The organism is Pseudovibrio sp. Ad37 (assembly GCF_001623075.1).
Classification (GTDB): Bacteria; Pseudomonadota; Alphaproteobacteria; order Rhizobiales; family Stappiaceae; genus Pseudovibrio.
In genome coordinates this window covers 1-998 of the sequence record NZ_LMCF01000194.1, presented here as the reverse complement: position 1 = coordinate 998, position 998 = coordinate 1, and the positions used below count along the sequence as shown (strand labels likewise).

The following is a 998-nucleotide window of genomic DNA, read 5'->3' as shown; positions in this document are numbered from 1 at the left end:
TCAAGCCCAGAGCCAACAACTGCCTCGAAGACTTCGCCGCCAACACCATCACCAGCAACATCGGAGAAGATCTCTGCCATGATCAGCTGGTTAACAACAGAGATCGCCGCATTGGCCCCGGCAACGACGAAGTCTCCGCCTAAGTCATCAAAGGCATTTCCGGCAATAGTTTCTGCGTTTTCAACAAGGTCAAGTTCACCAACATCCACTACACCACGGTGAACCGTGCCACCAAGAAACTCGCCCAGATTACCCAAAAGGGTGTTCAGGACAGTATCAGTTGCCACCCGTTCAAACAGACTGGCATCATCGCCTAAAATAGCTTGAGCCAGGAACGGTGTCAGCGATTTACCAATGCTCTCACCTGCCTGCGCACCGGTCAGCTGCTTGATCACTTCTGTGCCTTTGACGACGTTGCCGTCTTTATCCAGCTCACGGCGCACATAAATCAGATTGCCGTCTTTGTCGGTAGTGGTGAGCTCCTCAACCACGCGGCCTGCGACGAGGTACTTTTCTTTCTCAATGGTCGTACCCGGCACCTGAACAATTACAAAGTCAGGGAAGTCGTCACCGTTCAGGTCTTTATAATCCTTCACATAAGGCCGCTCTTCAGGGCGTAGGTAAGCAAAGATGGAATCGTTGTGCACCCGGATGCCATCTGCCACGTAGTTGTGGTGGGTCGACACCTCAAAGTTATAGGTCTGCCAGCCGCTGGCAGTTTGGCTCACAGAAGAACCGGCCGCGGCCTGATACTCTACCTGTTCAAACAGATGGGCTGTTACCGAGCTATAAACAACGCTTTCAGCCTGAGCTGTGACAATGCTGCCATCTTCCTGAACAATTCGAGCAGACCCGCCGCCCAGACGCGCCATCTGGCCGATCTCAATATAATCACCGGTCTCCGTGAGGAAGCGGTGGCCAGGTGTCACCAGCAGAGGGGCTCTGCCATCTTCAAAGCTGAGCTGCAGCCATTCATGAGTAGTGTTGCGGAACAGATG

The 998-nt window shown here is 53.3% G+C and carries 1 pseudogene; it reads right to left on the bottom strand.

Annotation, left to right across the window (positions count from 1 at the left end):
* Positions 1–998 (bottom strand): annotated as a pseudogene (locus tag PsAD37_RS21085) (hypothetical protein); the annotation flags it as partial.